General features: G+C 66.7%; 24 protein-coding genes, 1 pseudogene and 1 other annotated feature. Of the genes and pseudogenes, 10 read left to right on the top strand and 15 right to left on the bottom strand.

Annotated elements, in window-relative coordinates; genetic code table 11:
• The 3 genes from JHL17_RS24700 to JHL17_RS24690 all read left to right on the top strand — a co-directional run.
• A partial coding sequence (locus JHL17_RS24700; protein WP_211113547.1) for an SDR family NAD(P)-dependent oxidoreductase occupies nucleotides 1-432 on the top strand: 432 nt, incomplete at its 5' end.
• A gap of 82 nt (nucleotides 433-514) precedes the next feature.
• Nucleotides 515-2,845 carry an acyl-CoA dehydrogenase family protein gene (locus JHL17_RS24695; RefSeq protein ID WP_200197250.1) on the top strand — a complete coding sequence of 777 codons (2,331 nt, stop codon included), beginning with the start codon at nucleotides 515-517 and terminating at the stop codon, nucleotides 2,843-2,845.
• Between the two features lie 810 nt (nucleotides 2,846-3,655).
• Nucleotides 3,656-4,929 (top strand): IS3 family transposase gene (locus JHL17_RS24690; protein ID WP_200197248.1). Its coding sequence is split into 2 segments (ribosomal slippage): nucleotides 3,656-3,950 and nucleotides 3,950-4,929, totalling 1,275 coding nucleotides; the frame shifts between segments, so codons are not numbered across the junction.
• Nucleotides 3,940-4,056 (top strand) — a sequence feature (AL1L pseudoknot). It overlaps the preceding gene by 117 nt.
• A gap of 82 nt (nucleotides 4,930-5,011) precedes the next feature.
• Here the strand turns inward: JHL17_RS24690 and JHL17_RS24685 are convergent.
• The 11 genes and pseudogenes from JHL17_RS24685 to JHL17_RS38035 form a co-directional block, all read right to left on the bottom strand.
• Nucleotides 5,012-5,512, bottom strand: coding sequence for an L-2-amino-thiazoline-4-carboxylic acid hydrolase (locus JHL17_RS24685; protein WP_200197246.1), 501 nt, complete (start codon nucleotides 5,510-5,512; stop codon nucleotides 5,012-5,014).
• 26 nt (nucleotides 5,513-5,538) lie between these two features.
• Nucleotides 5,539-6,273 (bottom strand): ABC transporter ATP-binding protein, encoded by a 735-nt coding sequence (locus JHL17_RS24680; protein ID WP_247893792.1) that lies wholly within the window; start codon nucleotides 6,271-6,273, stop codon nucleotides 5,539-5,541.
• Nucleotides 6,270-7,040 carry an ABC transporter ATP-binding protein gene (locus JHL17_RS24675; protein ID WP_200197244.1) on the bottom strand — a complete coding sequence of 257 codons (771 nt, stop codon included), beginning with the start codon at nucleotides 7,038-7,040 and terminating at the stop codon, nucleotides 6,270-6,272. The genes JHL17_RS24680 and JHL17_RS24675 overlap by 4 nt, the downstream gene beginning before the upstream one ends.
• The gene (locus JHL17_RS24670) at nucleotides 7,037-8,089 is read right to left on the bottom strand and encodes an ABC transporter permease subunit (RefSeq protein ID WP_200197243.1); all 1,053 of its coding nucleotides are present in this window, start codon (nucleotides 8,087-8,089) and stop codon (nucleotides 7,037-7,039) included. Before JHL17_RS24670 ends, JHL17_RS24675 begins: the two co-directional genes overlap by 4 nt.
• Complete coding sequence (locus tag JHL17_RS24665) at nucleotides 8,076-8,990, bottom strand: branched-chain amino acid ABC transporter permease (protein WP_200197242.1); 915 nt, start codon at nucleotides 8,988-8,990, stop codon at nucleotides 8,076-8,078. The genes JHL17_RS24670 and JHL17_RS24665 overlap by 14 nt, the downstream gene beginning before the upstream one ends.
• Before the next feature lie 63 nt (nucleotides 8,991-9,053).
• Nucleotides 9,054-10,163 carry an ABC transporter substrate-binding protein gene (locus tag JHL17_RS24660; RefSeq protein WP_200197241.1) on the bottom strand — a complete coding sequence of 370 codons (1,110 nt, stop codon included), beginning with the start codon at nucleotides 10,161-10,163 and terminating at the stop codon, nucleotides 9,054-9,056.
• Nucleotides 10,164-10,216: 53 nt separating this feature from the next.
• Nucleotides 10,217-10,714, bottom strand: a complete 498-nt coding sequence (locus JHL17_RS24655) for an L-2-amino-thiazoline-4-carboxylic acid hydrolase (RefSeq protein ID WP_200197240.1) — start codon at nucleotides 10,712-10,714, stop codon at nucleotides 10,217-10,219.
• 17 nt (nucleotides 10,715-10,731) lie between these two features.
• Nucleotides 10,732-12,075, bottom strand: coding sequence for an NAD(P)/FAD-dependent oxidoreductase (locus tag JHL17_RS24650; RefSeq protein WP_345773869.1), 1,344 nt, complete (start codon nucleotides 12,073-12,075; stop codon nucleotides 10,732-10,734).
• Between the two features lie 187 nt (nucleotides 12,076-12,262).
• Nucleotides 12,263-13,432, bottom strand: a complete 1,170-nt coding sequence (locus tag JHL17_RS24645) for a M20 aminoacylase family protein (protein WP_200197239.1) — start codon at nucleotides 13,430-13,432, stop codon at nucleotides 12,263-12,265.
• Between the two features lie 123 nt (nucleotides 13,433-13,555).
• On the bottom strand, nucleotides 13,556-13,771 hold the full coding sequence (locus JHL17_RS37270; protein ID WP_345773871.1) for a hypothetical protein: 216 nt from the start codon (nucleotides 13,769-13,771) through the stop codon (nucleotides 13,556-13,558).
• A 193-nt stretch (nucleotides 13,772-13,964) separates the two neighbouring features.
• Nucleotides 13,965-14,018: pseudogene (locus JHL17_RS38035) on the bottom strand (hypothetical protein); the annotation flags it as partial.
• Between JHL17_RS38035 and JHL17_RS38030 the strand changes: the two are divergent.
• From JHL17_RS38030 to JHL17_RS24630, 3 genes are read left to right on the top strand one after another with little or no spacing between them, the layout of a single operon-like run.
• A complete protein-coding gene (locus JHL17_RS38030; protein WP_247893800.1) occupies nucleotides 13,995-14,468 on the top strand; it encodes an ATP-binding cassette domain-containing protein in 474 nt (157 codons plus the stop codon). The pseudogene JHL17_RS38035 and the gene JHL17_RS38030 sit on opposite strands and share 24 nt — an antisense overlap.
• Nucleotides 14,469-14,511: 43 nt before the next feature.
• Nucleotides 14,512-15,978: an NAD(P)-binding domain-containing protein gene (locus tag JHL17_RS24635; RefSeq protein ID WP_200197238.1), complete on the top strand. Its 1,467-nt coding sequence runs from the start codon at nucleotides 14,512-14,514 to the stop codon at nucleotides 15,976-15,978.
• A complete protein-coding gene (locus JHL17_RS24630; protein ID WP_200197236.1) occupies nucleotides 15,975-17,066 on the top strand; it encodes a peroxidase-related enzyme in 1,092 nt (363 codons plus the stop codon). Before JHL17_RS24635 ends, JHL17_RS24630 begins: the two co-directional genes overlap by 4 nt.
• Nucleotides 17,067-17,199: 133 nt before the next feature.
• Here JHL17_RS24630 and JHL17_RS24625 read toward each other — a convergent pair whose 3' ends face one another.
• From JHL17_RS24625 to JHL17_RS24610, 4 genes are all read right to left on the bottom strand, one after another.
• Nucleotides 17,200-17,472 carry a hypothetical protein gene (locus JHL17_RS24625; protein WP_200197235.1) on the bottom strand — a complete coding sequence of 91 codons (273 nt, stop codon included), beginning with the start codon at nucleotides 17,470-17,472 and terminating at the stop codon, nucleotides 17,200-17,202.
• A gap of 58 nt (nucleotides 17,473-17,530) precedes the next feature.
• On the bottom strand, nucleotides 17,531-17,716 hold the full coding sequence (locus tag JHL17_RS24620) for a hypothetical protein (RefSeq protein WP_200197233.1): 186 nt from the start codon (nucleotides 17,714-17,716) through the stop codon (nucleotides 17,531-17,533).
• Nucleotides 17,717-17,777: 61 nt separating this feature from the next.
• Nucleotides 17,778-17,978 (bottom strand): acyl-CoA synthetase family protein, encoded by a 201-nt coding sequence (locus JHL17_RS24615; protein ID WP_425599650.1) that lies wholly within the window; start codon nucleotides 17,976-17,978, stop codon nucleotides 17,778-17,780.
• A 17-nt stretch (nucleotides 17,979-17,995) separates the two neighbouring features.
• The gene (locus JHL17_RS24610; RefSeq protein ID WP_200197232.1) at nucleotides 17,996-18,133 is read right to left on the bottom strand and encodes a hypothetical protein; all 138 of its coding nucleotides are present in this window, start codon (nucleotides 18,131-18,133) and stop codon (nucleotides 17,996-17,998) included.
• A gap of 670 nt (nucleotides 18,134-18,803) precedes the next feature.
• Between JHL17_RS24610 and tauA the strand changes: the two genes are divergently transcribed.
• Genes tauA through tauD form a run of 4 tightly spaced genes read left to right on the top strand, consistent with a single transcriptional unit; the run spans nucleotide 18,804 to nucleotide 22,406 of the window.
• Nucleotides 18,804-19,820, top strand: coding sequence for a taurine ABC transporter substrate-binding protein (gene tauA / locus JHL17_RS24605; protein ID WP_200197230.1), 1,017 nt, complete (start codon nucleotides 18,804-18,806; stop codon nucleotides 19,818-19,820).
• Nucleotides 19,821-19,845: 25 nt separating this feature from the next.
• Nucleotides 19,846-20,649, top strand: a complete 804-nt coding sequence (locus tag JHL17_RS24600) for a taurine ABC transporter ATP-binding protein (protein WP_200197228.1) — start codon at nucleotides 19,846-19,848, stop codon at nucleotides 20,647-20,649.
• Nucleotides 20,646-21,497 (top strand): ABC transporter permease subunit, encoded by an 852-nt coding sequence (locus JHL17_RS24595; protein WP_200197227.1) that lies wholly within the window; start codon nucleotides 20,646-20,648, stop codon nucleotides 21,495-21,497. The genes JHL17_RS24600 and JHL17_RS24595 overlap by 4 nt, the downstream gene beginning before the upstream one ends.
• Before the next feature lie 57 nt (nucleotides 21,498-21,554).
• Nucleotides 21,555-22,406, top strand: coding sequence for a taurine dioxygenase (tauD, locus tag JHL17_RS24590; RefSeq protein ID WP_200197226.1), 852 nt, complete (start codon nucleotides 21,555-21,557; stop codon nucleotides 22,404-22,406).
• The last annotated feature ends 46 nt before the right edge of the window (nucleotides 22,407-22,452 follow it).

Genomic DNA, 22,452 nt, shown 5'->3' with positions numbered 1-22,452 from the left:
CGCCTTGCTCGACCGCCTCATTCAGGCCATCTGCTTCCCCGCATAAATGCGCAAAGTCGAGCTGAGGTGATGAAAGGCAACGGTCACGGCGGGTCTATCGTGAACATCTCCTCCTCCGCCGGGATGCGAGGTACGCCCGGCGCCTTCGCCTACAGCGCGACCAAGTGGGCAGTACGCGGGATGAGCCGGGCTGCCGCGATCAGCCTGGCACGGCGCAAGATCCGTGTGAATTCGGTCTACCCCGGGCTGATCGACACCGACATGGTGAAGTTCCGTAGCCCTGAGGAGACGGAAAAACGTCTGTCCCGCGTCCCGATGCGGCGCATGGGCACTTCGGACGAGGTCGCAGCCATCGTGATCTTCCTTCTGTCCGACGACAGCGCTTACATGACCGGCGCTGAGATCACCGTCGACGGCGGCGCGACGCTGTAACATCGAAAAGGGTTGCTTCGACAACCCGGTCTGGCAGGGGCCTGCCGGATGTGCCGCTGCCCTCTTGACAAGAGTGACGACCATGCAGAACAGCGAGACCGACGTCCTGATGTCGGAAGTGGAAGCGTTCCGGGACAGCGCGCGGTCCTTCTTGGGCCGGCAGTCCACTCATGCCCGCATTCGGACGTTGCGCGACGTGCCGCGGGGATTCGAGCGCGATATCTGGCAACAGATCTGCGATGCCGGCTGGCCAGCCATCCTGGTCCCGGAGGAGCGGGGCGGCCTCGGCCTCGGCCTCCTGCACGCTGCTGCAGTGCTTGAGGAGGTGGGACGCGCCCTGTTGCCGGAACCGGTCATCGGGGCCGGTATGCTCCCCATCCTGATCCTGGCCGACCTGCCGCCGAGTCCGGCCGGTGATGAACTGCTGGCTGCCGCTCTGGCCGGCGACACGCTCGCCGGAGCGGCTTGGCAGGAGCGGGACGGGGTGGCGGAGCCAAGCGGACCGCAGACGGTTGCCTGGCGGGAGGGTGGCCGCATCGTCCTGCAGGGACGCAAGAGCTGGGTCGTCCCCGGGCAAGCGGCCGATGGCTGGCTGGTGACGGCAGGCATGGATGGGGGGGAGACGGCCCTGCTTTGGGTGCCGGCGGACACGCCCGGCGTCAGCTGCGATGTGCAGCCCCGCGTCGACGGCAGCCCGATGGGCTTGGTGACGTTCGAGAATGCCATTGTCGAGGCAGCCTCCCTGCTGGCCGTCGGTCCCACCGCGGTCCGCGCGCTCGAACGCGGCGTGGAGACGGCTCGTCTTCTGCAGGCGGCGGAACTGCTGGGGGTGGCGCGGGAGGCCTTCGACACGACATTGGAGTATCTGAAGACCCGCGCCCAATTCGGTAGGCCGATCGGCGCCAACCAAGCGCTCCAGCACCGCATGGTCGATGCGTATCTGCAATTGGAACTGGCCGAGGCCGGGCTGCGGCAGGCGATCGGCGACGCCACCGACGCGCCGCGGCTTCTGCCTGCCGCGGCCAGCCGGGCCAAGGCCCGCTGCGCCGAGGCGGCGTTGCAGATCACCCGGTTGGCGGTGCAGTTCCATGGCGCGATGGGCTATACCGACGAATGCGCGATCGGCCTCTATCTGAAACGGGCGATGCATCTGGCGAGTTGGCTCGGCAATGCGCCCGCACACCGGGACCGTTATCTGCGGCTTCAGTATGATCAGATCCCTGTGGCAAACGACCAGCCGACGGACATACCGGCGGCCGGGCGTGAGACCGATTGGTCCACCATAGATGAAAGCCGATTCCGGGCGATGGTGCGCGGCTTCTTCCGTACCCACTACCCGCCGGAGCTGCGCAACCCGCCGCAGCGCCTGCATTGGTTGGAAATCCGGGATTGGTATATGACACTGTCCCGTCAAGGCTGGTTGGCGCCATCCTGGCCGCGTGAGCATGGCGGCATGGCTTTGCCTCCCGACAAGCTTCTGGCCTTCATCGAGGAGCAGGAGGACTGGGGCGTCGCCCGCATGCCCGACCAGGGGCTGATCAACCTCGGTCCGCTACTGATCACCCACGGCACGGAGGACCAGAAGCGCCACTGGTTGCCGCGTATCCTCTCGGGTGAGCACATCTGGTGCCAGGGATATTCGGAGCCCAACGCCGGCTCCGACCTCGCCGCGCTGCGGACGGAGGCGATCGCCGACGGCGACGACTTCATTGTCAACGGTCAGAAGATCTGGACCACGCTGGCCCAGGACGCGACGCACATCTTCATGCTGGTGCGCACCGGAAAGTTCGCCAAGCGTCAGGAGGGCATCAGCTTCCTGCTCGCCGACCTGTCTTCGCCGGGCGTGACCGTCCGCCCGATCCGCAACATCGCCGGAGAGGAAGAATTCTGCGAGGTCTATTTCGACAATGTCCGGGTGCCACAGGCGAACCTCGTCGGTGCACTGCACCAGGGCTGGCACGTCGCCAAATCCTTGCTCGGGCACGAACGCATCTTCATCGGCAGTCCGAAGACCTCGCAATATGCAATGGGTCAATTGCGGGCGCTGGCCGAGGCGAATGGGGTACTTGACGATCCGGTCTTCACCGCCCGCTTCTCACAGCTCCAGCTCGACCTTGCCGACCTGCGCGCGCTGTACGGCCGTTTCGCCGACATCGTCAAGCGCGGGGAGGAACTCCCGCCGAGCGTGTCGCTTCTGAAAATCTGGGCCAGCGAGACCTATACGCGGATCGGCGTCGCACTGATGGAGGTGGCCGGCGATCATGGCGGGGCTGGTGCGATGGTGTCATTCGGGACCCGGAGCCTCAATCCCCTTGCGCCACTGATGAACGCCCTGGTGACGACCATCTATGGCGGCACGAACGAGATTCAGCGCAACATCCTGTCCCGGCAGGTGCTGGGACTGCCGGTCTGACCTCGCTTGGCGGAAACAGGAGGTTGTTGCAAGCCCACCCGCTGGAAACGGTGTTGGCCCGTTGGTTTTCTGAAGTCGTCAGGTATAGAGACCGGCTGCGACGGAGACCTTCCAGTTGGCGCCGCCGATGGTGAAGCCGCCATCGACTGTGATCTCCTCTCCGGGGATCACGCGCGCAACGTCGCCGACGATGCGTGACCTGTGCAATGCACGGCGCGACTGCACCAAAGATTTTACCGACGGCCACGGTATGGACGTGGTGTTCGACCCGATCGGAGGCGCGGCATGGCCGCATGATGGTGATCGGCTTCGTCAGCGGCACCATTCCGGAAGTGAAGGTCAACTGTATGCTGGTCAAGAACATTCGTGTCGGCGGCCTGTAATGGAACGGCTACCGCGACCGCAGTCCAGACCGGGTGAGACGCCTGCAGACCGAGCTGTTTGAACTCTATGCCGCCGGAGCCATCCGCCCGAAGGTGATGGAAGTCTTCGCCTTGGAGGACTACCGCCCCGGCGCTCGGTCGGGTGCGGGAGGGCAAGGTGACCGACAACGTCTTGCTGCGGTTGTGACCGGACGCCGGCCCTGGCTATCCGGATGACGGAAAGGGCTGGCCGAGGGCCGTGGTGACGGTGGGCGATCCGTTGCGTGGTTGCTGGATCCTCCCGTCACCGCGTCCCTCTTCCCGACGCCGCATTTCAAGTCCTTTTCCCCCCGCCTGGGAAAAGGCATTTCGAAAGACAAAGTTAAACGGAGAAGTGAACCGCCCCGGGTTTGCTGGAAGCCCCGTTTCTTGAGAGAGTGGGGTTGACATGACGAAGCAAGCATCACCCAAATACGCCCCTGAAGTGCGCGAGCGCGCGGTTCAGATGGTGTTCGAGCACGAAGGCGAGCATGCCTCGCAGTGGGCGGCGATCAACTCGATCGCGGCGAAGATCGGCTGCAATCCCGAGACGCTGCGGAACTGGGTCCGGCAGGCCGAGCGTGACCAGGGCAAGCGGCCGGGGCCGACGACGGACGAACAGGAGCGGATCAAGGCACTGGAACGTGAGATCCGGGAACTGCGCCAGGCGAACGAGATCCTTCGCAAGGCGTCGGCGTATTTCGCCCAGGCGGAGCTCGACCGCCCGTTCAAGAAATGATCGCCTTCATCGACGCGCATCGTGCCGTCCACGGGGTCGAGCCGATCTGCAAGGTGCTGCCGATCGCCCCGTCCACCTACTACATCCATGCCGCCCGGACGGCCGATCCGGCCAAGGCGCCGGCCCGCTCGCGAAGCGACGCGGAGCTGAGTTTGGCTATCCGGCAGGTTTGGAATGAGACCTTCCAGGTCTATGGGGTGAGGAAAGTCTGGCGGCAGTTGGGGCGGGAGGGCGTCGACGTGGCGCGCTGCACGGTGGCCCGGCTGATGAACCAAATGGGCCTGAAGGGCGCGACACGCGGCAAGGCGGTGCGCACCACGATCAGGGACCGGGCGACGCCCTGTCCCCTTGCGGCGGCAGCGGTTCCGGCACGGAACCGCGAGAGCCGGCAGGGCCGGGTGAACCGCCAATTCCAGGCGCCCTGCCCGAATGCCTTGTTGGTGGCGGATTTCACGTACGTGGCCACATGGCAGAGCTTCGTCTACGTCGCCTTCGTCATCGACACCTTCGCCCGCCGAATTGTTGGCTGGCGGGTCTCGCGCACTGCTCACGCCGGCTTCGTCCTGGATGCCCTGGAGCAGGCCCTCCACGACCGCCGGCCGGCCAAGGGCAGCGGCCTCATCCACCACAGCGATCGCGAATCGCAATACGTTGCGATCAAGTACACCGAGCGCCTGACCGACGCCGGCGTCGAACCCTCCGTGGGCAGCGTCGGCGATTCCTACGACAACGCCTTGGCCGAGACCATCAACGGCCTCTACAAGACCGAGGTGATCCGACGCCGCGGCCCATGGCGCACCTTGGACGCCGTCGAGTTCGCCACCCTGGAATGGGTGGACTGGTTCAACCACCGGCGCCTGCTCGAACCCATCGGCAACATTCCTCCCGCCGAGGCCGAAGCGCGCTATTATGCTCAAACCGGGGACGTCGCCATGGCGGCGTGACTCAAGCCAAATGGCCTCCGAAAACCCGGCGCGGTTCAGTTTCCCGATCAGCGCTCAACGACAAAAAGCGTAGTGGATCCCATCAAGTCGATGATGTGGTCGATGAATGTTCTTCCCCCGATTCGAAGCGATAGCGGAAGTCGCAATGGTCGGCGCCCTGCATGATGGTCTGCGTGCGCTCCATCTTGATGCGCGGATCGTAGCCGGTGCAGAAAGCGGCGTCGCGGTTGCAGGACAGCAGATGCCCGATCGGCCCCAGCCCCATTTCCCGGTACATCTCGGCGTAGCGGCAGCGTGTGACGTTGTAGTCGAAATGCGTTTCGTCCTGCCGCTTCACCTCCAGCCGCAGCGCGTCGTCCTTGGTCCACAGCGGCTGAAGATCGGCGAAGCTCTTCAGGCTGGTGCCCGCCGGTTCGGTCGCGGCGAAGGATTGGGCGGCGGCCAGCGCCGCCTTGGTGATCGCGGCGCCCAGGATCTCCTGCGCCGCCGCCTCGCCCAGCCGGATGGCCATCTCCTCGTAGACCGGCTTCAGGATCTCCGCCTCGATGCGGCGGCGTTCCAGGATGCCCATGGTTTGGGTCATGGTAGGCTTCCTTCCGTCAGGTGGCATCAATGGGCGTGACCGCCGAGATAAGCTTCGGCGATGCGCGGGTCGTCCTGCAACTGGTCGGCCGGGCCGGCCAGCACGATCCGGCCATCCTCCAGCACGGCGGCATGGTCGGCAATGCGCAATGCGGCGCGGGCGTTCTGTTCGACCAGCAGGATCGAAACCCCTTCGGCCCGGATGCGGCCGATCAGGTCGAAGATCTGTGCGACGATCTTCGGCGCCAGCCCCAGCGACGGCTCGTCGAGCAGAAGCAGGCTCGGCCGGCGCATCAGGGCGCGGGCGATGCACAGCATCTGCTGCTCGCCGCCGGACAGCGATCCGGCATTCTGGCGCAGGCGCTCGCTGAGGATCGGGAACATCGCCAGCACGCGGTCCAGCTCGCCCAGCCCGACATCGCCGCCGCCCAGCACCAGATTCTCGCGGACATTCATGTTGGAGAAGATCTGCCGTCCTTCCGGCGCCTGCGACAGGCCGAGCTGGACGATGCGGTGGGCCGGCATGTTGGCGATCGGCCGGCCGCGGAAGGTGATGGTCCCCTGTTTCGCGCGGTAGATACCGGACACGGTGCGCATCAGCGTAGTCTTGCCGACGCCGTTGGAACCGAGCACGGCGACGATGGCGCCCTGGGCCACATCCAGGCGGACGCCGTGCAGGATCTCCTGCGGGCCCATGGCGACATGCAGGTCCGCAATCGAGAGCAGCGGCGCGGTCATCGGCGTGGTGATTGGCGCGGTCATTCATCCACCCCAAGATAGGCTTCGAGGACGGCGGCATCGTTGCGGATGGCGTCCGGCGTGCCGTCGGCGATCTTGCGGCCGGAGGCGAGCACCAGGATGCGCTGGCAGATGCCCATGACCAGCGTCATGTCGTGTTCGACCAGCATGATGGTCAGGCCCTGGCCGTGCAGCCGCTTGATGAAGGCGGCCAGATCGCGCGTCTCGGTGTCGTTCAGCCCGGCTGCCGGCTCGTCCAGGATCAGGAAGCGCGGCCGCATGGCGAGCGCGCGGGCGATCTCCAGATATTTGCGCTGGCCGTAGGGCAGGTTGGCCGCCAACTCCGCCGCCACATGGGTCAGGCCGACCGCCTCCAGCGCTTCCCAGGTGCGGTGGCTGATCTCGGCGGAGCGGTCCCGGCCGCGCCGGTGCAGGGAGCCGAACAGCGCGCCGAACGCGCCCTGCGGCAGCGCGCCGACGGCGCCGACCGACACGTTGTCGAAGACTGACATGTTGGGGAAGACGCGCAGGTTCTGGAAGGTGCGGCTGATGCCCAGCCGCGCCACCTGATTGGGCGTCATCCCGCTGATGGTCCTGCCGGCAAAGGCGACGGTGCCGCCGGACAGCGGGGTGAAGCCGGAAATCAGGTTGAACAGCGTCGTCTTGCCGGCGCCGTTCGGTCCGATCAGCCCGACCAGTTCGCCCTCGTTCACATGGGCGGTGACGTCACCGACGGCCTGGACGCCGCCGAAGCGGCGGCTGACGTTGCGGATTTCAAGAAGATGGGTCATCGCCAGCCGATCCCTTCACCCTTCCCGTTCGCCGGCCCGGCGGTCCGCCACGCCGCACCCAGCTGTTGGCGCACCAGCCGCAGGGCGGAGACCTCGCCCAGCAGGCCCTTCGGCAGCAGCAGGATGGAGAGGAACATCACCAGACCGACCATGATGTTGCGGAAGTCGCCCAGGCCCCGCAGCCCTTCCGGCAGCAGGATCAGCAGCAGCGCGCCGATGACCGCCCCCGGCAGGCTGCCCAGGCCACCGACCACCACCATCGCCAGGATCAGGATGGATTCCGAGAATTTGAAATCGCCCGGCGAGATGTAGCCGGTCATGTGCGCCCACAGGCCGCCCGCCACCCCGGCGAAGAAGGCCGACAGGGTGAAGGCCTCCATCTTCAGCCGCACGGTGCTGACCCCCATGGCGTCGGCGCACTGGTCGTCCTCGCGGATCGAACGCAGGGCGTTGCCGTAATAGGAGTGGCTGAGCCGGCCGATGGCGATGACCGACAGCGTCACCACCGTGGCCACCGTGTAGTAGGCGGCGAGGCGGCCCGACAGGCTGAAGCCGAACAGCTCGAACCCCTTGGAGACGATGATGCCATTGGGGCCCTTGGTGAAGTCCACCCAGTTCAGCATCACCAGATACAGCATCTGTCCGATGGCGAGCGTCGCCACGGCGAAATAGATGCTGACCAGCCGCATCGTCGGCAGCGCCACCAGGAAGGCGACCAAGGCCGCCACCAGACCGGACAGCGGCAGCGTGACGGTGAAGCCCAGCCCCAGCTTGGAGGTCAGCAGGGCCGCGGTGTAGGCGCCGACGCCGTAGAAGGCGGCATGGCCCAGATGCAGCAGGCCCGCCACCCCCGTCACCAGATGCATGGAGGCCGACAGCAGGACGAAGATCAGCGCCAGATTGGCGATCTGGTAGAAATAGCCGCGGTCGAAACCGGCCAGCAGCGTCGGAAGCGCTGCGAAGACCAGCAGCAGGATCAGCGCCGGGACCAGCAGCCCCCGGCGCCGGGTCAGGCCATCGGCAGGCGCCGCAGTCTCAAACGCGTTCACGGCGCGCTCCGAACAAGCCGTTGGGGAAGAAGATCAGGGTCAGGATCAGGAAGCCGTAGGCCACCATGTCCGACCAGCCCGACGAGACGAAGGTCGTCGCCATGCTTTCCGAAATGCCGAGGATCAGCGCGCAGATCACGGCTCCGGGGATGGAGGACAGCCCGCCCATCACCATGGCGACGAAGGCCTTGATGCCGGGGGTGAAACCCATGGCGGGGAAGACCGCACCATAGTACAGCCCCATCAGGATGCCGGCTGCCGCCCCCATCATCGATCCGACGACGAAGGTGGTGATGATGGTGCGATCCGTGTCGATGCCGACATATTTGGCGCCGAGCGGGTTGTTGGACACCGCGCGGATCGCCAGCCCGATGCGGGTGCGCGTCAGCAGGTATTGCAGGCCGATCAGCATGGCGGCGGCGACGCCGAAGATGATGAAGTCGCCGGTCACCAGGATCACCGGGCCGACGCGCACCGGCGTGTTGATCAGGTACTCGAAGGGGACGGAGCGCATCTGCGATCCGAAGGCGATCTCCAGCGCCTCGCGCACCACGATGGACACCGCCAGCGAGGAAAGCAGGGTCGATTCCCGCATCGCCCGCGATTTCAGCGACGCCTCGTCGGTGAAGCGGCGGAACGGCTTGAAGGCGATCCGCTCCAGCGAAAAGCCCGCAAGCGCCCCGATTGCCAGCGCGCCCAGGATCACTGCCACGATGGGCGGCGCCGTGGCCGAGATCAGCACGAGGCCGGCGAAGGCGCCCAGCGTGTAGATCTCGCCATGGGCGAAGTTGACGACGTTCAGCACGCCGAAGATCAGCGTGAAGCCGATGGCCATCAGCGCGTAGGTCATGCCCAGCGACAGGCCGATGGCGAGCTGCTGGAGATAATAGGGATCGAACATGCGGGCTCTGTCGCTGCGAAGGGGGCGCTGGAAATGGGGCGCTGGGGATCGTTTGCCGGGGGTTTAGTCGGCGACCGGAACGAAGGCGCCGCCCTTGACCTCGACCTTCACCAGTTCCTTCTCGGCCTCGCGGTCGGCGCTGAAGCTGGTCTTGCCGGTGACGCCGGGGAAGTCCCTGGTCTGGGCCAGCGCGTCGCGCACCTTCTCGCGGGTCGGGTTCGGCGAAGCCTTCTCCACCGCCGCCAGCATGATGCGGACCGCGTCATAGGCCTGGGCCGGGAACTGGCCGGGCACCGCGCCGTCGGAGCGCTTCTTCCACTCATCGACGAAATGCTGGACGTTCGGCGACGGGTCGGTCGGCAGGAAGTTGGAGGTCAGATGCACCCCCTCCGCCGCCCCGCCGGCCAGCTCGATCAGCTTCGGGCTGTAGGCCGCCGAGGTCGAATAGACCGGCGTCTTGATGCCCAGCTGCTGCAACTGCTTCAGGAACTGCGCGCCGTCCTCGTAGAAGAAGCCGGTGTAGATCGCGTCGGGCTTCGCACGCTCGAGCTTGCTGATCAGCGACCGGTAGTCCTTCAGGCCGCGGTTGAAGAATTCCGAGAAGGCGACGGTGCCGCCGTTGGCCTTGACCGCGTCGGAAAAGCCGCTGACCACCGACTGGCCCCAGTCTGTCTGCTCCGCGATCACCGCGACGTTCTTGAAGCCCTTGGCCGCCATCCATTTGGCGTTGTAGGGGCCTTCCTGCGCCTGGGTGGCGATGTTGCGGAACTGGTACTTGGAGATCTTGGTGTAGTCGGGGTGCGAGGCGGTCTGCGACAGCTGCGGCATGCCGGCGTCCTTGTAGACCTGCGCCGCCGCCATCGACACGCCGGAGGTGAAGTCGCCCAGGACGCCGACGATCTCCTTGTCGTCCACGAACTTGCGGGCGATGTTGGTGCCCTCCTTGGCGTCGGAGCGGCTGTCCTCGAAGACGATCTCGACCTTGAACGGCTTGCCGGCGGCGTTGAACTCGGTCAGCGCGATCTCGGCGGCCTTGCGGAAATCCTGGCCGTACTGTGCGGTGTCGCCGGTCAGCGGCAGCTGGTAGCCGAGCTTGACCGTGTCGGCGGCGAAAGCCGAACCGGCAATGCCGGCGGCGGTGAGGGTCGTCAGTGTGAGGAGGCGGAACTTCATGGCGATGGCACCCTCTTATTGTCTGTCTTTACAGGCTTTGCGGCGATGCGCGTCTATTCGGCGGCTCTGGCGCCGGGCAGGACCTTCAGCCGGCAGCAGCCCTCGTCGCCCGGTTTCCAGGTTTCGCCTTTGAAGACGAACCCGGCGGCCTCGAACAGACCGCCGTCGATGGCGCCGGCCATCTTACAGAGCAGTTCCAGATCGGCGTCGGACCGGCCCTGCGCCTGCCAGGCTTCCTTCAGCGGGCAGCGGTGGAAATGGATTTCCAGCGCCTCGCCGTCGCACCGCTTGATCTCCGGCGCGAACATGCTGTCGCGGTTGGGAATGCCGTCGAGGAAGGCATGGTACAGGCCGGTCAGGTCGTCGGGACCGTGCCCGGCAAACTTCACGCCCATCGCCTCGCCGAGACGGCGGGTGGATTCCTGTCCGACCTCAAGCGCCGTTTCGGTGCCGAAACGCTCGCGCAGCACATCGAACATGTGGGCGTAGGACGCCGCGCGCATCGCGTAGGCATTGCGCAGAAGGGTGGGGTAGTCGGGGCCGTCGGACATGCTGGCAGTCTCCTCGATCAGACTTCGCGGGCGTCGTTCCAGCGGTATTGCAGGATCTTCAGCGGCCCGATGCGTTGCAGCAGGGCGTTGAAGGGCAGGGGCGTCGGTGCGGTGAAGGGCAGGGCGAGATCCTTCGGGTCCTGGCCGATGGCGGCGCGGGCCAGTTCCCGCCCCAGCGAGACCGACAGCGCCACGCCGCGCCCGTTGCAGCCGGCCCAGGCGAAGCCGTTCGGCCCCAGCCGGTGGACACGGGGGAAGTAATCGGGGGTCATGGCGATCCGGCCATTCCACACATAATCAAAGGTGACGCCGTTCAGCGCCGGAAACATCCCGGCCAGACGGGCGCCGACGATACGCTTCAGCCGCTCCGCCCCATTCACCGGGTTCAGCAGGGCGCCGCCGGTCACCAGCCGGTTTTCGGCGGTGTAACGCATGAAGCGCAGGTCGCCATGGGTGTCCGACATCGCCTGCCGGCCCGGCAGGACGGTTTTGCGGACGTTGTCGCCCAGGGGAGCGGTCGCCATCTGCCAGGACAGGACCGGCACGACCTCCGTCCGGATTTCCGGGAAGATCGATGCGGCATAGCCGTTGGTGCCCAGCACCAGGGAGCCGGCGGTCACCATGCCCTGCGGGGTGCGGGCGACCCAGGAGTCGCCGCGGCGCTGCACCGACAAAGCGGGGGAGTTGACGTAGACCGCCGCCCCGGCCGCGACCAGCTTGGCGGCGAGCCCGCGCACCAGCGCCAGCGGGTTGATATGCCCGCCGGTCCGGTTCATCCAGCCGCCGAAATAGGCGTCCGTGCCGAGAAGGGCGGAGACGGCGGTGCGGTCGAGCAGCTCGACATCGGCACCGAACTTGCCCCATTGCGTTGCCCGGCGCTCGGCGATCTTGATGCGGCCCGGCGAATGGACCGGCTGAACCCAGCCGGTCTGTTCCGCCGCGCAGTCGATGCCGAGGCGGCGCACCAGATCGAACAGGGTGGAGGCGCTGTCGCGGATCAGCCCGACCAGCCGCTCCCCGCTCTCCCAACCGAAGCGGTCGATGAGGTCGGCGGGGTCGGGGCGGGTCAGCGTCGGGATGACCTGCCCGTTGTTGCGGCCGGAGGCACCCCGTCCCAGCTCCGACGCCTCCAGCACCACCACGCGGCGCCCGGCCTCGGCCGCATGCAGACCGGCGGAGAGCCCGGTGAAGCCGCCGCCGATCACCAGCACGTCGGCCTGCACGCTGTCCTGCAACGCCGGCAGGGCGGGCGGCGGCGGGGCGGTGGCCTCCCACAGCGAGTCCGGACGCTGCCAGATGCCGCCCCGGCCCGGAATGTCCTGCGCCTGGCCCGCCGCCTGATGTGCCCCTTGGTTCGTCACGTCGCGCCCGTCCCTGTTCGGCTGAAATCCGCTATGCCCTTAACCCCTTTTGGAGTTAGGGCCATCCGTTTCCCGCCGAACTATGGGACAATGGATACACGTAGGCAATTCCCAAGATTTTTCCGCGGAAATTTTTTCATGTCATGCGTCCTAATCGGGAAATCGGGACGCATGTACATGATCTGCATCATTTCGGCAGGACGGTTTCCGCCAGCCGGACCCAATAGCTGGCGCCGATCGGCAGCACCGCATCGTTGAAATCATAGTGCGGGCTGTGCAGGTTCCGGCCCTGGTTCGACGGTCCGGCACCAACCCAGACGTAGCAGCCCGGCCGCTTTTGCAGCATGAAGGAGAAATCCTCCGCCCCCATGCTGGGCATCGGATCGAGGTCGAGCGCCTCTTCTCCGACCACGCGTGCCGCCGCCCGCCGGGCCAGTTCCGTCTCCGCGGCGCTGTTGGTGGTGGGCGGATAGCGCCGCTCGTAGCGCAGGCTGGCCTCGACTCCGAATCCGGCGGCGATGGCGGTCGCCACCTCGCCCATGCGGCGCTGCACCAGATCCTGAACCTCCTGCCGGAAGGTGCGGACGGTGCCGCGGAGAACGGCGGTGCCGGGCAGGACATTCCACGTATCGCCGGCGTGGAACTGCGTGACGCTGACGACGGCCGAATCGATGGGATGGACGCTGCGGCTGGCGATGGTCTGGAGGGCGGAGACGATCTGGCTGCCGACCATGATCGTGTCGGTCCCCATATGCGGCATGCCGGCATGGGTGCCCTTGCCGGTCAGGGTCAGCTCGAAGATGTCGTAGGCGGCCATCAGCGGGCCGGGGCGCAGCGCGATGCGGCCGACTTCAAGCCCCGGCCAATTGTGCATGCCGAAGACCTGTTCGACGGGGAAGCGGTCGAACAGCCCTTCCTCCACCATCACGCGGCCGCCGCCCTCATTCTCCTCCGCCGGCTGGAAGATGAAGACGATGGTGCCTTGGAAAAGGCCTGGATGTTCGCTCAGGTATCGTGCCGCGCCCAGCAGCATCGCCGTGTGTCCGTCATGCCCGCAGGCGTGCATACGCCCTGGATTGCGCGAGCTGTGGGGCAGGTTGGTTTCCTCATGGATGTGCAGCGCGTCCATGTCGGCGCGGAAGCCGACCATGGGGCCGTCGCCGTTGCGCAAAATCCCGACCAAGCCGGTCCTGGCGAGGCCGCGGTGAACCTCCAGCCCGAAGGAGGCCAGTTTTTCCGCAACGAAATCGCTGGTCCGCTGCTCCTCGAAGGCGGTTTCCGGATGGGCGTGCAGATCACGCCGCCACGCCGTCATGTCCGCCGTCAACCCGTCCAGCCCGGTCACCATCCCGTCCATGTGCTGTTCCTCATGTTTCACCAAAACGTTGTCGCAAGCCTGCCCAAAAACCTTCGACACCGAAACGGTGTTTTTCGGTGACGGCCACTGTCGCATGGATGGGGGCGGGATCGCAGGCGGGGTTCAGAGCGCCGCAAGGTGATGCTGCAACGTTTGGTCGGCAACTGCCCGGGCCAGCCGCTCGAAGTCCGGACCCTGGGAGCGATCTCCCTCCAAAAACGCCGCCTGGGCCAGCGCCTGTCCCAGCACCTCGAAACGCAGAACCAGGGCGGTCATGTCGAAATTGCCGTTGTGCAGCATCCCGCCCCCGGCATCCCCGCCAATTCCCGCATCGGCCACCACCAGCGGGTTTTCGGCGGCGGCGTTCAGTTCGATGGCGACCGGTTCGCGCAGCCTCCAGCGTCACGCGGACGGCGCCGTGGACGGGAGCGAGGCAGCGGAAGCTCAGCGGATCCTGAAGGCGCCTCGCGGCCCCCGGCTTTTCCAGGGCGCTGCCGGCGAGCAGGATCTCTCCGCCGACCTCCACCTCTGCTTCCGGATCGCCGAGCAGGGCGTGGCCGAGATGGGCGAGCGGGGCGAGGTCGCCGGCGCCGATGGAGCCCTTGGGCGGCACCAGCGGATGGAAGCCGGCGTTCAGCGCGGCAACCCCACCTCGATGAAGATCATCCTGGGGCTACTGAAGCCGCGCTCCGGGCAGGTGGTCTTCGACGGGCAGCCGCTAACCGGCCTGAGCACGCCGCAGATCGTCCGGCGCGGCATCGGCTCCGTGCCCGAATCCCGCCGCCTGTTCGGCACCCTGTCGGGCGGCGAGCAGCAGATGGTGGCGATGGCCCGCACCCTGATGGGCCGCCCGCGGCTGATCGTGATGAGCGAGCCGACGATGGGCCTGTCGCCCTTGCATGTCGACCGCGTGCTGGAGATGATCCAGACCATCAACCGGCAGGGCGTGAGCATCTTCATGGTGGAACAGAACGCCAGCCTCGCCCGCGATCCGCAGATTCGCGACGCCTATCTGGGCGGTGCCCAGGCCGCTTGACGCCGCCCGCCTGACGCAGCACTTCCGACAGGACCCTCTTCCGATGACCAAGGACAACTCCGCCGTGCCTTCCATTGCAGACCCCGGCCCCCGTTCCCTGGAGGAGCTGGAGGCGCGGCTCGCCCGCGATCTCGACCTGCTCACCCTGCCGCCGGCCGACTGGGTGCCGGCGCAAGAGGGCGTCCCCGGGGGCGTTCTCGACGTCGCCATCGTCGGCGCCGGCATGGCCGGGCTCACCGCCGCCTTCGCCCTGCGCAAGGTCGGCATCTCCAACATCCGGCTGTTCGACCGGGCGCCTGCCGGCCGCGAGGGGCCGTGGGGGACCTATGCCCGCATGGAGACTTTGCGGTCGCCCAAGACGCTGACCGGTCCGGCGCTGGGCTTCGCCAACCTGACCTTCCGCGCCTGGTTCGAGGCGCAGTTCGGCCGCACCGCCTGGGAGGCGCTGTTCCGCATTCCGCGTCTGCAATGGCTGGAATACCTGACCTGGTACCGCCGGGTCACCGGCGCGCCGGTGCGGAACGACACCGCCTTGACGGCGATCGCCGGCGACGCCGATGGCGTGACCCTCGACCTTGACGGTCCGGAGGGGCAGCAGCGGGTGCGGGCGCGCCGGGTGATCCTGGCCAACGGCCGCGACGGTCTGGGCGGCCCCTTCGTCCCGGCCTTCTGGAAGGCGGTGGACAAGCGGTTCTGGAGCCATGCCCATGAGCCCATAGATTTCGCGGCGCTGAAGGGCAGGACCGTCGCGGTGCTCGGAGCCGGCGCCGGTGCGGTGGACAATGCGGCGGAGGCGCTGGAGCGAGGTGTCACCAAGGTCTACATGCTGATCCGCCGGGCGGAGCTGCCGCGCGTCAACAAGAGCCTGGGCGCCGGCCATCCCGGCATCGTGCTGGGCTTCCACACCCTGTCGGACGAGCGGCGCTGGGCCTACAACCAGTACATCGCCGACACCGGCGTGCCGGCGCCGCACAATTCCATGCTGCGCTGCTCGCGCCATGCCAACTTCTCGCTTCTCACCAATTGCGCGGTTGAGGCGGCTGAGGCAGAGGGGGATCGGCTGGTGCTGCGCACCGGACGCGGCACGGTGACGGTCGACCACGTCATCCTCGCCACCGGCTTCGCGCTGGATTGGGAACGGCGGCCGGAACTGGCGGAAATCGCCCGCCATACCCTGCTGTGGCGCGACCGCTATGTCCTTCCTGGCCATGAGGCTGGCGAGTTCGCCCAGCATCCCTATCTCGGCGCCGATTTCGAGTTCCTGGAGCGCACCCCCGGCGAGGCGCCCTGGCTGAACCGTATCCATGCCTTCAACTACGCCGCGGTGCTGAGCCACGGCAAGGTGACCGGCGACATCCCCGGCATCAGCGCCGGGGCGGAGCGTCTGGCCGACAGCATCACGGCGGCGCTGTTCACCGAGGATTACGATTATCACTGGCAGCGGCTGATCGGGTTCGAGACGCCGGAACTGCTGGGCGACGAATGGACCGAAGCGGAGGATTTCCAATGAGCGCCACCGACGTCGCCGCCGCTGGAGAGATCGCCCAACTCCTCCCCGACCTGATCGACCGGCTGGCCGGGCTGTCCGATGCCTCCCCGCTGCTGGCCTTGCGTGCCCACCGGGCAGAAGTGCGCGCCCGCACCCAGGCAGCGCACGACGCCCTGCTGGCGCCGAGGCGGTCCGGCCTGTTTCCGGCTGCCGAGCGCGCTGCGGTGGCGGAGCGCATCGCGACGCTGGGCGGAGACGACGGGCTCGCCGCCCATTACCGCGGACTTGCCGGCGGCATCAATGCCCGCCCGGCCCTGATCGCCCATGCGGAACGGGTCACCCTTTCCCCGCGCGAGTCCCGGCCGGAGCATCTGCGTGCGTTGGAGGATGCAGGGTTGGACGCCCATGGCATCGTCGCGCTGTCGCAACTGATCGCGCTGGTCAACTATCAGCTCCGCCTGCTGGCCGGGTTGCGGGCGCTGGAAGACGGCGATAGGGGCCGGACGCAAAATGATCTGCCGTCGAGCCCACCTGTACCGGCCGATCCGACGATCGGCTTCACCACCGACGCCCTGGACTGGAAGCCATGGCTCCCGCCTGTGGTGCTGGAGGAGGCGAGCGAGGAGCAGCGCGTGGCGCTGGCGGTGACTCCGTCGAATACGGCCATCGGCGCCTATTCCCTGGTGCTGGCGCATGAGCCGGAAGCGCTTCTCCATCGCACGCCGCTGTTCAACGGCATCATGTACGCCCCGCGCGGACTGCCGCGGGCGGAGCGCGAGCTGGCGACCGCCGTTGAATCGGTGCTGAACGGCTGCGTCTATTGCGCCTCCGTTCACGCCCGTCGTTTCGTCGAGCTGACCGGCGGCAGGGAAGCGGTCGAAGCGCTGTTCGCGCAGGGCATCGCCGGTCTGGACGACCGGCGCCAGCAAGCAATCTCCGTCGCCGCCGCTCGCCTGACGGCCACACCCGCTTCCCTGGCGGCAGGGGATATCACAGACCTTCGCCGAGCTGGATTGCAGGATGGCGAGATCCTCGACTTGGTCCTGGCGGTTGCGATCTTCGCCTGGGCCAACCGCCTTATGCTGAGCCTAGGGGAGCCTGTGCGCTGATCGGCTCCGGCCGTCACGCGGGCGGGCGGCGCCCACCCCCCGCTTCGTCGGGAGGGGGGCGATCTCATTCGGCAAAAGCTTTTTTGCTTCCGCAACCAAACCGATGGTGAGCCGTCCCAGGTTTGCCAAATGATTATCCTGCAAGGGCGGCGTGTCCGGCACCGGTCACGATCGTGTCGCTCTGCGCAGGCGGTGAACCTTCGTCGAGCACTGCAGAAAGGGAACGCGGAAGGATGCGGTTGGCCGGAAGAGGCGTCTCCAATCCGCCGAGAGCTTCCTGCAGACAGAGGACGGTCGCGACCGAGGTTCTGCTGAGCGCCGCCACCTTCTCGACGCCAAGCTTCGAATTCCCGATATGGATGTAGGGGCGGGCCGCCTCCTGCCGGTCGGCCTCGATCTGCGCCATCGCTTCCTCCAATGCCGCCAGCACCGCTTTGGTCGGCTTCGGGTTTGCCGGGCGAGGTTCAGCTGGCCCTCACCTCCACCAACCCCTTGTCCTGCATGGCGGAGAGCGGCAGGGAGCCGAGGCCAAGATTGCGGGCGAAGCGGACCTCCGTGGCCTCTGCCGGCGTCAGGCCGACGACCTCGGCGACGAGGAGCAGCACCGTGCCCAGCAGGGTGCTGCCAAGGATGGGAAGGGGATTGGTCATGGCTGGGTTGACCGGGACCATCCGATGATGTGGAAGTTGTGGGTGCCGTCGGGGGATTGGGTCACGACCAGACATGCTGGCGGCGATGGTCGATTCGTTTGGCCTTGTGGACGGCGCGGGTCAGGGTGCCGGGGGCGAGCAGGGCGACCTCCGCCCCGACGCCGGTGACGGCCTTCAACTGGCGGCGCAGCCGGCCCCGTAGCTCTTCCCGATCGCCGTTGAAGCCCTGGGTGTGTTCCGCCTCGACCGTCAGGCGGTCCAGCCGCTCGACGCGGAGATCTAGACGATCTCCCGCTCCGGCACGGCGACCAGATCGCCGCAGGGCGCCACTGCGACCTGGCGATTGCGGAGGGTCGCCTTGTCCAGGAAGGGGAAGCGCTGCAAATCGTCCAGCCTATGCAGATCCCCGGGCGACACCCCCTGCGCGTCGAATGCGGCGCGGTAGTAGGACGAGCCTTCATAGGTGCGCCGGAGATGGTCCTTCAGCAGGTCGAGTTGCAGTTGTCACCAGTCGGGGCGGCTCTGGGTTTCCAGACCGGGGTGCCAGTAGGCGTCATGGTCCTGAACCGCCACTTATTCTTATCCTTCGAGAGCGTGTTTGGCCGTCGGCCCTTCGGGCTGCAGAAGCGTCAGCACGAGCGCGCCGGAGGGGCATGGCGACGCCATCGCCATCCGGTGGAAATGATCCAAACCCTGCGCGGCAGAGAGATCTCCTTCAGGCGGTGGGGCATGGTGCCTCTAAGCGGTCGCAAGGTTAAAACAAGCTATAAATGTTCAATATCTGAATTACCTATCAAAAATTAGGAAAGATGAGAGAGGTCAAGTGCCAGCTTCGTGTTGGGAGATTTTTTTGGCGGAAATGGTGTCGCTCCCAGCCAATGGAAGGGAAGGAAATCCGGCCTGCATCTGAGCCTGGCAACACACTCGGAGTCATAATTAACATATAAAATATGTGCAAATAAACTATTTCCCTGTAGGAAAGTAGATTTAATGGTGACAATGGCGTGAGCGTCGCTTTAGAGTTCACGGACATTCGGATTTCCGGCGCTCGCAGGCCGGCATTCACACCGTGACGGGGGAAACGACGATGAAGCCCAATCTGCCCATTCTCCTCTCTGCCGCGCTGGCGGCGGTCGCCCCCCTTGCCGCCTCCACCATCGCCCAAGCGGCTTCCGGCAAGGTCGTGGTCGGCTATCAGACCGACGCGCTTCCCTCTTCGGTCGCCATCGCCAATGGCGATTTCGCCAAGGCGACCGGCACCGAGATCGACTTCCGCAAGTTCAACTCGGGCGCCGAAATCTTCGCCGCCATCGCCTCGGGCGACGTGCAGGTCGGCTATGTCGGTTCCAGCCCCTTCGCCGCCGCGGTCAGCCGCGGGCTGGACGTGAAGGCCTTCCATCTTGCGACGATCTCCGGCACCGACGAGGCGCTGGTGGTGCGCAACGGATCCGGCATCGAAAAACCGTCAGACCTGAAGGGCAAGAAGCTGGCCGCGGCGCCGGTGTCCACCGACCATTACCAGCTGCTCGCCGTCCTCAAGCAGGAGACGCTGACGGAGCGCGACGCCCAGGTCTTCGCCATTCCGCAGCCGGACATCGTCGCCGCCTGGAACCGCGGCGATCTGGACGGCGCCTTCGTCTGGGATCCCGCGCTGACCGAGTTGAAGAGAACCGGCAAGGTGCTGTTGACCTCGCGCGAGGTGGCCGACCGCGGCGCCCCGACCTTCAGCGCCTGGGTGGCGACCGCGGCCTTCGCCAAGGACAATCCCGCCTTCCTGAAGAGCTTCGCCGGCACCATCGAGCGCTACAGCACCTCCTTCCGCAACGACAAGGCGGCCTGGGGGCCGGATTCGGAGAATGCGAAGACGCTGGCGAAGCTGCTGGGCGGCACCCCGTCCGATCACGCCTCGGCGTTGACCAACCTGTCGCTGGTCCCGGCGGAGGTGCAGGCCTCCACCGCCTGGCTGGCCGGCGGCGAGGGAAGCGGTGCGGGCAAGATCCTGAAGGACACGGCGGAGTTCCTGAAGGAGCAGAAGAAGATCACCACCGTGCTGCCCAGCTACGGCGGCTTCGTAACTGCCGATTACGTCAAGGACGTCCGCTAAACCAGCCGCCGACGGGAGAGCGCCCATGCTCCAGGTCCGCAACGCCAGCGTCTTCTTTTCCGCACGCGACGGGCGGGTGGTCCACGCGCTGGACCGCGCGTCGCTCGACATCGATGCCAACAGCATCGTCGTGGCACTGGGAGCGTCGGGCTGCGGGAAGTCGACGCTGCTGAACGCCATCGCCGGCTTCCTGCCCCTGTCGGAGGGATCGATCACCCTAGACGGCCAGCCGGTCGCCAGCCCCGGCGCCGACCGCGGCGTGGTGTTCCAGAAGGACACCCTGCTGCCCTGGAGTAGCGTCGCCGACAATGTGGCGCTCGGCCTGCGCTTTGCCGGGGTTCCCGGCCGGGAGCGGCGCGAGCGGGCGGAGGAGCTGCTGGGGCTGGTCGGGCTGGAAAGCTTCGCCGACGCTTTCCCGCACGAGCTGTCGGGCGGCATGCGCCAGCGCGTCGGCATCGCCCGCGCGCTGGCGACCGACCCGAAGATCCTGCTGATGGACGAGCCGTTCGGCGCGCTCGACAGCCTGACCCGCGAACAGATGCAGGAATTGCTGATCGACGTCTGGGCGCGCACCGGCAAGCGCATCTTCTTCATCACCCATTCCATCGAGGAGGCGCTGTTCCTCGGCACCACCGTGGTGGTGATGTCGCCGCGGCCGGGCCGGATCGTCGCGCACTTCGACGTGGATTTCGTCCGCCGCTTCGCCGCCGAGCGCGATGTGCGAGCCATCCTGTCGGCCCCGGAATTCGCCGACCTCTATGACGAGATCCGCTCCCTGGTGCATCGCCCGCAAGCCGAGGCGGAGTCCCGCCGGATGGTGCTGCAATGACCGACCTCGCCCGTTCCGGAAGCCGCACCTCCGATCCGGCGGACCGGCCGAAGATCGTCCGGCTCCACCCCTTCGGGCTGGACGGGGCGCGGACCGGCCCGATCAGCCTCGCCACCGCTTTGCTGCTGCTGGCGGCGTGGTTCCTGGCGACCCATTTCCGGCTGGTGCCGCCGCTGTTCCTGCCGACCCCGCAGGAGGTGGCGACCCAGTTCCTGGCGGTCGTCGAGGACGGCTATGCCGGCGCCACCCTGTGGGAGCATCTGTCGGCCAGCCTGTTCCGCATCTTCTCCGCCGCAGTCATCGCCGCCTCGCTCGGCATTCCGCTGGGGTTGGCGATGGGGTTGAACCGCTGGGCCAAGGGCGTGTTCGACACGCCCATCGAGTTCTATTGGCCGCTGCCGCCGTTGGCCTATCTGCCGCTGATGATCATCTGGCTCGGCATCGGCGAGGTGTCGAAGATCGTCCTGCTGACGCTGGCGATGTTCGCGCCGGTCTGCCTGTCGGCGCAAGCCGGGGTGCGGTCCCTGCCCATCGAGCGGGTGAACGCCGCGCTGTCGCTGGGCGCCGGCCGCTGGCAGTTGTTCCGCACCATCGTCCTGCCCAGCGCCCTACCGGAGATCCTGACCGGCTTGCGCATCGGCATCGGCGTCGGCTGGAGCACGCTGGTCGCGGCGGAGCTGATCGCCGCCACCCGCGGCATCGGCTTCATGATCATGTCCGCCTCGCATTTCCTCGCCACCGACGTGGTCTTCGTCGGCATCGGCATCATCGCCGCCTTCGCCTTCGCCTTTTCCTACGGAATGCGCCTGCTGGAAGCGTGGCTGGTGCCGTGGAAGGGCAAGTCCTGAGGACGGCCGACCGCCGGAATTCCAAAAACAGCCAAACAAGAAGATTGGGGAATCGCCATGCCAGACATCGCCTTGTCTGCCCTGACCGTCACGCCCGTCAGCCCCGCCATCGGCGCGCGGGTGGAGGGGGTCGACCTTTCCCGCTCGCTGTCGGACAGCGAAGCGGCGGCCCTGGAGCGGGCGCTGGTCGCCCATCAGGTTCTGTTCTTCGAGAACCAGCCGCTGACGCCGCAGGCGCAGCGTGACTTCGCCGCCCGCTTCGGCCAGTTGCACGTCCACCCGATCTATCCGAAGGTGCCGGAGCAGCCGGAGATCATGGTGCTGGACACCGGACCGCACAACCCGACCGACAACGATGTCTGGCACACCGACGTCACCTGCATCGAAACGCCGCCAGCCATCGTCGCTTTGTCCGGCAAGCTGATTCCGCCCATCGGAGGCGACACGGTGTGGGCCAGCAACATCGCCGCCTACAACGGTCTGTCCGAACAGATCCGCCGCCTGCTGGAGCCTTTGAAGGCCCTGCATGACTTCACCCGCTCCTTTCCGGAATGGCGGCACAACGGTGATCCGGAGACCCATGCCCGTTGGAAAGCGGCGCGGGACAAGCACCCTGCGGTCGTCCATCCCGTCATCCGCACCCATCCGGTCAGCGGTGCCAGGGCCCTTTTCGTGAACGAGAACTTCACCGCGCGCATCGTTGGGCTCAGCGACCGGGAGAGTGCGGCGATTCTGGACTTCCTGTACGATCATATCAGCCGACCGGAATACACGGTGCGCTGGCATTGGAAAACTGACGATCTGGTGCTGTGGGACAACAGATCGACCCAGCATTACGCGGTGAACGACTACTCGCCGCACCGGCGCATCATGCACCGCGCCACTGTTTTGGGTGACCGGCCCTATTGAGAAGGGAAGCGGGGTGTCAATCCTACCGCGCCCAGGATTGGCTCAT

Source organism: Azospirillum endophyticum, from assembly GCF_016595245.1.
GTDB lineage: Bacteria > Pseudomonadota > Alphaproteobacteria > Azospirillales > Azospirillaceae > Azospirillum > Azospirillum endophyticum.
The sequence above is the reverse complement of the archived record's forward strand: the minus strand, read 5'-3'. Positions and strand labels throughout refer to the sequence as shown.

Coding starts and splice junctions, on each gene's coding strand:
- JHL17_RS24695 (WP_200197250.1), top strand. CDS start 515: ATGCAGAACAGCGAGACCGACGTCCTGATGTCGGAAGTGGAAGCGTTC.
- JHL17_RS24685 (WP_200197246.1), bottom strand. CDS start 5,512: ATGACCCAAACCATGGGCATCCTGGAACGCCGCCGCATCGAGGCGGAG.
- JHL17_RS24680 (WP_247893792.1), bottom strand. CDS start 6,273: ATGACCGCGCCAATCACCACGCCGATGACCGCGCCGCTGCTCTCGATT.
- JHL17_RS24675 (WP_200197244.1), bottom strand. CDS start 7,040: ATGACCCATCTTCTTGAAATCCGCAACGTCAGCCGCCGCTTCGGCGGC.
- JHL17_RS24665 (WP_200197242.1), bottom strand. CDS start 8,990: ATGTTCGATCCCTATTATCTCCAGCAGCTCGCCATCGGCCTGTCGCTG.
- JHL17_RS24660 (WP_200197241.1), bottom strand. CDS start 10,163: ATGAAGTTCCGCCTCCTCACACTGACGACCCTCACCGCCGCCGGCATT.
- JHL17_RS24655 (WP_200197240.1), bottom strand. CDS start 10,714: ATGTCCGACGGCCCCGACTACCCCACCCTTCTGCGCAATGCCTACGCG.
- JHL17_RS24645 (WP_200197239.1), bottom strand. CDS start 13,432: ATGGACGGGATGGTGACCGGGCTGGACGGGTTGACGGCGGACATGACG.
- JHL17_RS38030 (WP_247893800.1), top strand. CDS start 13,995: ATGGGCGAGCGGGGCGAGGTCGCCGGCGCCGATGGAGCCCTTGGGCGG.
- JHL17_RS24635 (WP_200197238.1), top strand. CDS start 14,512: ATGACCAAGGACAACTCCGCCGTGCCTTCCATTGCAGACCCCGGCCCC.
- JHL17_RS24630 (WP_200197236.1), top strand. CDS start 15,975: ATGAGCGCCACCGACGTCGCCGCCGCTGGAGAGATCGCCCAACTCCTC.
- JHL17_RS24625 (WP_200197235.1), bottom strand. CDS start 17,472: ATGGCGCAGATCGAGGCCGACCGGCAGGAGGCGGCCCGCCCCTACATC.
- JHL17_RS24620 (WP_200197233.1), bottom strand. CDS start 17,716: ATGACCAATCCCCTTCCCATCCTTGGCAGCACCCTGCTGGGCACGGTG.
- tauA (WP_200197230.1), top strand. CDS start 18,804: ATGAAGCCCAATCTGCCCATTCTCCTCTCTGCCGCGCTGGCGGCGGTC.
- JHL17_RS24600 (WP_200197228.1), top strand. CDS start 19,846: ATGCTCCAGGTCCGCAACGCCAGCGTCTTCTTTTCCGCACGCGACGGG.
- JHL17_RS24595 (WP_200197227.1), top strand. CDS start 20,646: ATGACCGACCTCGCCCGTTCCGGAAGCCGCACCTCCGATCCGGCGGAC.
- tauD (WP_200197226.1), top strand. CDS start 21,555: ATGCCAGACATCGCCTTGTCTGCCCTGACCGTCACGCCCGTCAGCCCC.